This is a genomic window from Clostridium sp., from assembly GCF_051656525.1.
Taxonomy (GTDB): domain Bacteria; phylum Bacillota; class Clostridia; order Clostridiales; family Clostridiaceae; genus Clostridium.
In genome coordinates this window covers 1-8,017 of sequence record NZ_JBOGCC010000382.1, presented here as the reverse complement: position 1 = coordinate 8,017, position 8,017 = coordinate 1, and the positions used below count along the sequence as shown (strand labels likewise).

Genomic DNA, 8,017 nt, shown 5'->3' with positions numbered 1-8,017 from the left:
TCTATAAACGTTTTTCTATATCTATAATTTTAAAATCCTATATAAAAGTTAATCTTTTTTTATACAAGCACACAAATCATAAAATAAAAAATCTAGTTATTGGCAGTAAAATAATCGTCTAACGCCGTTTATTTTACTGTATTATAAAAAATTATACTTAAATTATAATCCTTTAAATTAAATATATCAAGTTTAAAAATATATCTTTTATTTAATATTCTTACTATAATTTTTATTTAAATAATTTTAAATAGATACTTGAATCATAATAAAAAAATTTAAGTTATTGAAAATTTTACTTTATAAAAAGCTCTAAGGATTTCTTAGTCTACTCCTCCCAATTTTATCGTTTAGAAAGCTTCTCGGTCGCCTCCTGGCTCCCTCAAACCTTTCACACTCAAAATAGCTCGTCATAGCCTTTCAAAATCCTTGACCTTTTAAAATAAAGTAAAATTTTAAGATAGTTACTCTTCCTTCCCTACTAATAGATGTTTCAGTAAACTTATTTAAATAAAAATATTAAATCGGGTGAAGGGGTTGGGGGCTTACTCCCCCCACCCTCCAATAACTTTAATTAAACAAGTGTCGCAGACATAGGGCTTTGCCCGTAACCGAGGGTTTGGGAGGTTGCCTCCCATTAGAAAGTAAGAGGCTAAATGCCTCGCTTTCTATATGATTTTCTTTAAAATTTTCTTTTTAAAGAAGATTAAAGAGAGCATTTTAAATAAATGGCTCAACCACGCCATTTATTTCGGTTAATAGGGGTCATAGTATGCCCCCTATTATGGTCATACTATGACCCCTATTAATCATTTTATATTTCTAATTTATGAACTTTCATTCATTGTCAATAGTTTTTTCTTTATTTTTTTACAATATTATGCTAAAATGACCTCATAAGGTTCACAAAAGAACCTTATGTAGTTCAAATTTATAAACTAATTGAAAGGAGATTTCTAATGGAGTTAAAGGTATCAACAGTTCGTGATTTAAAAAATAATACTATTTCATTTGAAGATAGAAGAAAAGAACTCATATCAAATGAATTAAAAGAAAAAGAAAAGAAAGAAAAAGAAAAAAAAAGTCCTTATAAAAATTTTATACAATTTAATAAAGCTTCTTATAAAGCTGAAGATCAATTATTAGAAAAATCAGCAACTGCATATAGAGTTTTCAAATTCTTAATTCAAAATATGGATAGTTATAATGCTGTTATGTGCTCATATACTGTTCTAGAAGAAAATTTAAATATAAGTAACTCAACTGTAAAAAGAGCCATACGATTATTAAAAACCGAAAAATTTATTGATGTCTATAAAAGTGGAACAAGCAATGTTTATTGTATTAACAAAAATATTGTTTGGAGTAGTTGGGGCACTAATTTTAAATATGCTAAGTTTGGAGCTAACATTATTTTATCTAAAACAGAAAATAAAAAAGATTAGAAAAATCACCACTTTTCCTAATCTTCAATCAAATCCAAAGCAACCTACTGGTTGCTTTCTCTTTATTTACTTTTATTGTTTATTTTTAAAATTATAACTTAATTATTTAAATTAATCAATGTTCATTAATTTAAATGAACATCAATTTAATAAAAATACTTTAGTTATCGTGTAATTTTAATACCACTTCATCTTATTTTTTAATATTTTCATTTTTTCTTCAAACTTATTAGTTCTTTTCTCTATTTCTTCTTCGTAATTACTCTTCTCTTCATCTTTCTTAATCATTTCATCTATGTAATTACATACTATTTCACTCATTGAAATTCCTTGTTTCTTAGCTATTTCTTTTAATTTCTTTTTATCTTTTGATGTAATTCTTACTTGTATTAATTTATCCTTTTTTTCTCCCATCATTACACCTTTATTTTTAGATAGTTATTATAATTACATAATAACTAAGTCTCCTTACTCCTTTTCTTATTCTGTAATGACACCCTTATTCCTTTTATTTATTCTATTTTTTATCTATTTGCCCTAAAACAATTTCCCACATTTCATAATATGGATTTGTTCTTAATCCAATAATATCACAGTAGCCATTTTTTCTATTTGGTAGAATAATATCATTAATCATTCCATTTTCTCCATTAAAAATATACTCTTTAACTATATCTACATGGGTAGTATCTGGAATAGGTAATACAATATTCTCTTTTCCTACATAATGTTTTTTTCTCATTTTTACATCTCTTAAATCATAATATTGAGTTCCTTTATAGCAATCAAACCCTCTACTAAATTCATCTGCTGTTATAGATTCTGTTCTCTTATAGTTTCTTATTTTTTGTGACTTTAATTTTTCATATTTTTCTTTCCAACGTCCAACTATATCATATGCATTATTTAATTTATCTTCACATCTATCTTGAATTTCGAATGATTTATCCTGTATTATTTTATTTTGCTTTTTAATCTCATTATATCTAAGTTCCATTTGCTCTTTTGATTTTTTTGCATTTAAAGCGTAGTTGTAGTATTTAGTTACTCTCTCTTTATACGGATCTTCTTTATCAAACTCCTTTAACTTTGCTGTTAATCTTTCAACATCTCTATTTAATTTTTCTACTTCTAATTCTAATTTGTGTGCTTTATTTTCTGCATCAGCTACAAAGTGTTTAGGAACATAATCCCCACTACCTCCATACTTTTTCATATCATGATATTCTTCTTGATCTAAAAGAAATAATAATTCCTTTGATTCAGAATCCAAATTTGCTGCTATTACATCTTCCCACTTCTCATATATTTTATATTTGGGTCCTAATATTCCATTTTCTCTTTTTGCATGTTTCATCTTTTCACCTTCATTTATAAAAAAGTGCTTATATAATAAATTTAATTTTCATTATTAGCACTTTTCATTTAATATATTCTATTTTAAGCCTCTTTAAGCGCCTTTTTAGCCTTTTCAAGTTCTTTAGTGTATTCTATCTCTTTTTTACTTAACTCTTCTTTAAAAGCCTTTTTTACGGATTTTATAGCTATCTCATATTCTGACTTGATTTCCTTAATTTCATTTTTATAATTTTCTTCTGTAGTCTTTAAAATATTATTCTGTTCTTTTAATTCTAATTTCATTAAATTAAGTTCTTCTTTATAACTTTGTTCTATTTCTTTTGATAGCTTTAATTGCTCTTTAATTTCTAACTTTAATATTTCTAACTCATTTTTATAAAACTCCCTCATGTTTTCAACATTTTCTAGCTTTTGTAAGACATCTTTATTTCTATGTTCTGTATTTGTAAGACTATTTTTTAATTCAATATTATTTTTTTCTAAGCTTTTATTTAGCTTTTCTAATTCCTTATTAATTTCTTTAAACTCTTTATATTCTGTAATAATACTATTCAAAGTATTTATTTGTTCTTGCTGACTATCAATAGCTTTAGTTTTTTGCTCTAACTCATTTAATGTAGTTTCTAATTTAGAATTCAATTCTTTTGCACTTAATTCTAATTCTTTGTTCTTTGAACTAATTTCTTTGAACTTTTCTTTTAAATCTTCTTTTTGTTCTTGAAGATCTGCTATTGTTTTATCTTTAGTATTTAATTCTAAACTTAAAGTTTCTCTTATTCTTTCTTCTGATGTTTGATTTATTGATAATGAGTTTATAAACATTCCAACTAATCCATTTATAGTTTCCTGGAATGTTTCAATTTCTTTTGCTCTATCTGAAATCATTCCTTTTGCTTTTGCCATTTCGTATGAATTCAGTACACTTTTAAACATTTCTGCTTGATTTAATCCATTTTCATCTGTTATTTCTCTAAATTTTTTTATTTCTTCCTCATTTAATCTAAATGATACTGCTTTTATTTCATTACTCATTTTATCCACCTCTAATATTTTTCAATGTAGTTGTATTGTATTACAATGTATTTTATATGTCATACTTATATTTTATCATATTATTTTTATAATAAAATATTAAATTATGCAATGCATATCTTTTATTTATAATTATGCTACTTACATATAATCTTTCTATATTAATTTATCGTAATCAACCCTAAAAGTTTAATCCACTACTCTATTTCTCTTTAAATTAAGAATCATCAAAACTACTCTTCAAATTTCTCACTCACTATTTCATTTTATAAGTTTCTGTACAAATTTTAAGTACAAAAAATTCATCTAATTTTATTTAATTAATTTTTTGTTAATTTTTTTCGAATTTAAAAAGGAAATATAAGGTTTTTGTAGAATATTTTACCTTGAAGCAAATTTAATTACTTTAAAAGGGGGAATTTTCAATGAATTTGAAAAAATTTATATCATTAGGTCTTTTAGCATCTATAGTTATTCCTGGAACAATTGCTTTTGCAAAAACTTCTGATGCTAAAACTTTAGATTTAGGAAATGGAGTAGTAGTACATGGAACAATTAAACTAGTTAATGCATCTACTAAAGTAGCCGAAGCTACAACAAAAATTGTTTCGCCAACTGGAGGATCTACAGTAAAACCTGGTGCTGGTTTACAATACTATGATGGAAATAATGATTATTTTTATCTAGGTGGTGTTTATGGTTCTTCTAACTCTTCTACAGCACGTTTATCTAGATCTCATAAAAATGCTAGAGGCTTTGATAGTCTCCATACTAGTTCAAAAGGTGGAAGTAAGCTACTTCATATAACATTATAACTTTAAACAAACAGTATCTATATAGATACTGTTTGTCATATTCCAGCTTAATTTTCACTTTGAGAAAGGAGACTCTATGCGTGAAATAAAAGAATTATTTTCCAAGCCAATTAATACTTTATTTTTAGGATTTGCTATTTTTTTAACTATTTTTAGCTTAGATACAGTTGCTCAAATTATTGGTTCAAATTATGAAAGACAAACTCTAAATAATAAGTTTTATGAAAATCATATTTCCTTGAAATTTAATACAAATGACTTTAATAAATTTATAAGTTTAGATTCATCAACTGATTATGTTTATACTCATATTGATGAATCTGTATCTTTTGGAAATGCCATACGTAAATTAGATATATTTGGAATGAATAACTATTCTAGTATTGAAAAATTTTTTGAAACACAACATAGCAAGTATTTTTCTTTAAATGATTACATTTCAGGTAATAAAGTTGCTATAGTCGGTGAATTGGTTAAAGATTTTACATATACTAAAAATAATATTGAATATATATCTATTGATAATGTTGAATATAAAGTTATAGATTATTTAAAAAGCACTAAAAATTCACACTGGCGAAATGCTATTTTAGTTCCATCAAAATCTCTAAAATCTACATTTTATACAGCTAATATTATTAATATTCCTAAAAATGAAAACTATAAAACTACACTTACTCAAATAAAAAATACTTTTACTAACATAGAAATATTTGAACATACTTTTAATAAAAAAGACTCATTACTAAATGCTATAACTTTTGATTCTTCTATACTTAAAGATCTTCTTCTACTTACTATATTTGGTATATTAAATATAGTAATAGCAACTCTATTTTGGATTAAATCTATGTATTCAGATATTTTTATTAAAATATCAATTGGTGCAAATATAATTTGTTTACTTAAAGAATTTTTATACAAGACTACACTTATAAATATAGTTGCATTATTCAGCAGCACATTAATTTCTATCAATTTCATTCCAATAATAGGAAAAACCTATTCAATTCCTATTAACTATAATATTTATACAACCTATTTAGTATTTTTAATAAGCTTACTTATAGTTTTAATAATTTCATTAAGTTGCATATTTATTATATATATTAGAATAGTAAAGACAGGAGCTATATACCATGAGAAATAAAAGCATTTTAAAAATCTTTTTGAAAAAAAATATCTTTATTTATTTTTTATTATCTATTGAAATAACTCTATCTATTTTTCTAATTTATAACATTCAAAAAGAGTTTTCAATTAAAACACAAATAAATAAATTAGATAATTATTACTGGAATAATAACGAAGCATATTCTTTAATTTTAAATTTATCTCATTTTAATAATAATATTGATTCAGCTTTAAATTCTTTTTATAAAGAACTTACTAATATTAAAGGTATTGAAAATAAAGGAATAATCTTTAATGATTATCTCTTTGCAGAAAATTTAGAAGTAGACTATCTTAAAGAAATTCACACAAAATTTTCTGGGTTTGCCTCATTAGTTGCAAAAAATTTTAATGAAGATAATTCGTTAACTGGAATTCCAATAAGATTTATAGATATGAATTACTTAAATCCATTAAATTTAAAATTTACTCAAGGCGGTATAACTGAAAATTCTTTATCTATTGATTCTTTATTCTTAGGAAGCAAATTTAAAAAATTTTTTAATATTAATGATCAATTAAATTTAAATGAAAAACTTTATACAATAAATGGTTTTGTAAAAAATAATACTCCCTTTAGATTTGATAAAGACTACTATGAAGTAAGTCCTTTTATAGATGATTCTGGTTTTCTAATATTAACTAATGATATTTTACAATCAACAGATACTTTAAAATTAATTAGCTTAATGGGCGGAATTCAGGTATCACTAGCTAAAGATGTAAGTTCTACTATTGTTTTAGAAGATATAAATAAACTCTCTCAAAAATATAATTTAAACTTTACTTTATCAAAAAATAGAGATATTTATGAAAATAGAATTATAGAAGCAAAGGCGGCAACAAAATATACTCTTTTCCGTAGTGTATTATTTCTAACTATCTCATTAATTAGCTTAAGTATTATAATTCTTTATACTATTTATGATTGTAAAAAAGATATTGGAACAATTATATTAGTTGGTGCTAAAATAAAAGATATAGTATTTATTGTCTGTTTAAAAACAATATTAGTCACTATTGTTGGATTTATATGTGGAACTATTTTAAGCTATTATTACTCCATTACTGGTGGTGGATACTTTGAAATAAACACAACATTCTTTATGATAATAAATACTTTTATTTCTACGATTATCTTTATTTTGATTACGTTAATATTTCCAATTCAAAAAATATTAACTATAGATATTAAAACTTTAATTGAAGGAGATAGCTAATGAGTAAATTGATTTTAAAAAATATAATCAAAACATATGGACAAGGTGATACTAAATGTGAAGCATTAAAAAATGTTAATCTCATCATTAATGATGGTGATTTTATTTCACTTATGGGAACCTCTGGTTCTGGTAAAAGTACGCTTTTAAATATTTTAGGATTCATAGATAAACAAACAAGTGGAACATATTATTTAAATGGTGAAGATTGTTCAACAAAAACTTTTAATGAACTTGCAAAAATACGAAATAAAAATATTTCGTTTATCCTACAAAATTTTTCATTAATAAAAGATTTAACTGTTAAAGAAAATATTTATCTACCACTTGAATACAGAAAAAAAACTAAAATTAATGATACTGATATCATTAAAATAACAAAAGATCTAAATATTAACAGTCTTTTAAAGAAAAAAGTTAAATTATTATCTGGTGGACAACAACAAAGGGTTGCTATTGCTAGAGCTCTTATTCAAGAAACTGATATAATATTAGCAGATGAACCTACTGGTTCATTAGATGAAACAAATAGTAAAATAATAATGAATATTTTGACTGAATTAAATAAAGAAGGAAAGACAATAATTATTGTAACTCACGATAAAAATATTGCTAATTATTGTACACGACATCTTATAATAACAGATGGAGTTGTTAATGAATCACTAAAATAAAAGAATAAACTAAATTAGTTTATTCTTTTATTATTTAATCTAAATAATGTTTTACAACTACATTTATTCTATTATGTCCAAGATTTTCAGATACTTTTTCTAAAATTTCTCTATCAAAAGATCTATGACTGCCATCTCGTGTATGATAATTATCTTTTACTTCTTCATCATTATCAATTTTATCATTAACTATTTCCTCATATTTTAAAGTTGCATATTCGCGTCTTAAAGCGTGTTCATCTAGTCTATTAGGAATATGTTCAAATATAGTTCTATCTTCTCTCTCAAGGGCATTTTCA

Annotated in this window: 9 protein-coding genes; 5 read left to right on the top strand and 4 right to left on the bottom strand. The window is 24.1% G+C overall.

The window, feature by feature from the left end; genetic code table 11:
- The first annotated feature begins 959 nt into the window (after positions 1-959).
- Positions 960-1,445 (top strand): replication/maintenance protein RepL, encoded by a 486-nt coding sequence (locus ACRDDY_RS18735; RefSeq protein ID WP_438566440.1) that lies wholly within the window; start codon positions 960-962, stop codon positions 1,443-1,445.
- Positions 1,446-1,622: 177 nt separating this feature from the next.
- On the opposite strand, the gene ACRDDY_RS18730 is transcribed toward ACRDDY_RS18735, so the two are convergent.
- The 3 genes from ACRDDY_RS18730 to ACRDDY_RS18720 all read right to left on the bottom strand — a co-directional run bounded on the left by ACRDDY_RS18730 (position 1,623) and on the right by ACRDDY_RS18720 (position 3,836).
- Positions 1,623-1,859, bottom strand: coding sequence for a ribbon-helix-helix protein, CopG family (locus tag ACRDDY_RS18730; protein ID WP_438566439.1), 237 nt, complete (start codon positions 1,857-1,859; stop codon positions 1,623-1,625).
- A 103-nt stretch (positions 1,860-1,962) separates the two neighbouring features.
- On the bottom strand, positions 1,963-2,802 hold the full coding sequence (locus ACRDDY_RS18725; protein ID WP_438566438.1) for a hypothetical protein: 840 nt from the start codon (positions 2,800-2,802) through the stop codon (positions 1,963-1,965).
- Between the two features lie 83 nt (positions 2,803-2,885).
- A complete protein-coding gene (locus ACRDDY_RS18720) occupies positions 2,886-3,836 on the bottom strand; it encodes a coiled-coil domain-containing protein (RefSeq protein WP_438566437.1) in 951 nt (316 codons plus the stop codon).
- Between the two features lie 425 nt (positions 3,837-4,261).
- Here ACRDDY_RS18720 and ACRDDY_RS18715 point away from each other — a divergent pair, with 425 nt between their 5' ends.
- From ACRDDY_RS18715 to ACRDDY_RS18700, 4 genes are all read left to right on the top strand, one after another.
- Positions 4,262-4,651 carry a hypothetical protein gene (locus ACRDDY_RS18715; protein ID WP_438566436.1) on the top strand — a complete coding sequence of 130 codons (390 nt, stop codon included), beginning with the start codon at positions 4,262-4,264 and terminating at the stop codon, positions 4,649-4,651.
- 76 nt (positions 4,652-4,727) lie between these two features.
- Complete coding sequence (locus ACRDDY_RS18710; RefSeq protein WP_438566435.1) at positions 4,728-5,801, top strand: FtsX-like permease family protein; 1,074 nt, start codon at positions 4,728-4,730, stop codon at positions 5,799-5,801.
- Positions 5,791-7,044, top strand: a complete 1,254-nt coding sequence (locus tag ACRDDY_RS18705; RefSeq protein ID WP_438566434.1) for an FtsX-like permease family protein — start codon at positions 5,791-5,793, stop codon at positions 7,042-7,044. Before ACRDDY_RS18710 ends, ACRDDY_RS18705 begins: the two co-directional genes overlap by 11 nt.
- Complete coding sequence (locus tag ACRDDY_RS18700) at positions 7,044-7,718, top strand: ABC transporter ATP-binding protein (RefSeq protein ID WP_438566433.1); 675 nt, start codon at positions 7,044-7,046, stop codon at positions 7,716-7,718. Before ACRDDY_RS18705 ends, ACRDDY_RS18700 begins: the two co-directional genes overlap by 1 nt.
- A gap of 34 nt (positions 7,719-7,752) precedes the next feature.
- On the opposite strand, the gene ACRDDY_RS18695 is transcribed toward ACRDDY_RS18700, so the two are convergent.
- Positions 7,753-8,017: hypothetical protein (locus ACRDDY_RS18695; RefSeq protein WP_438566432.1), on the bottom strand; the 265-nt coding region annotated here is incomplete at its 5' end.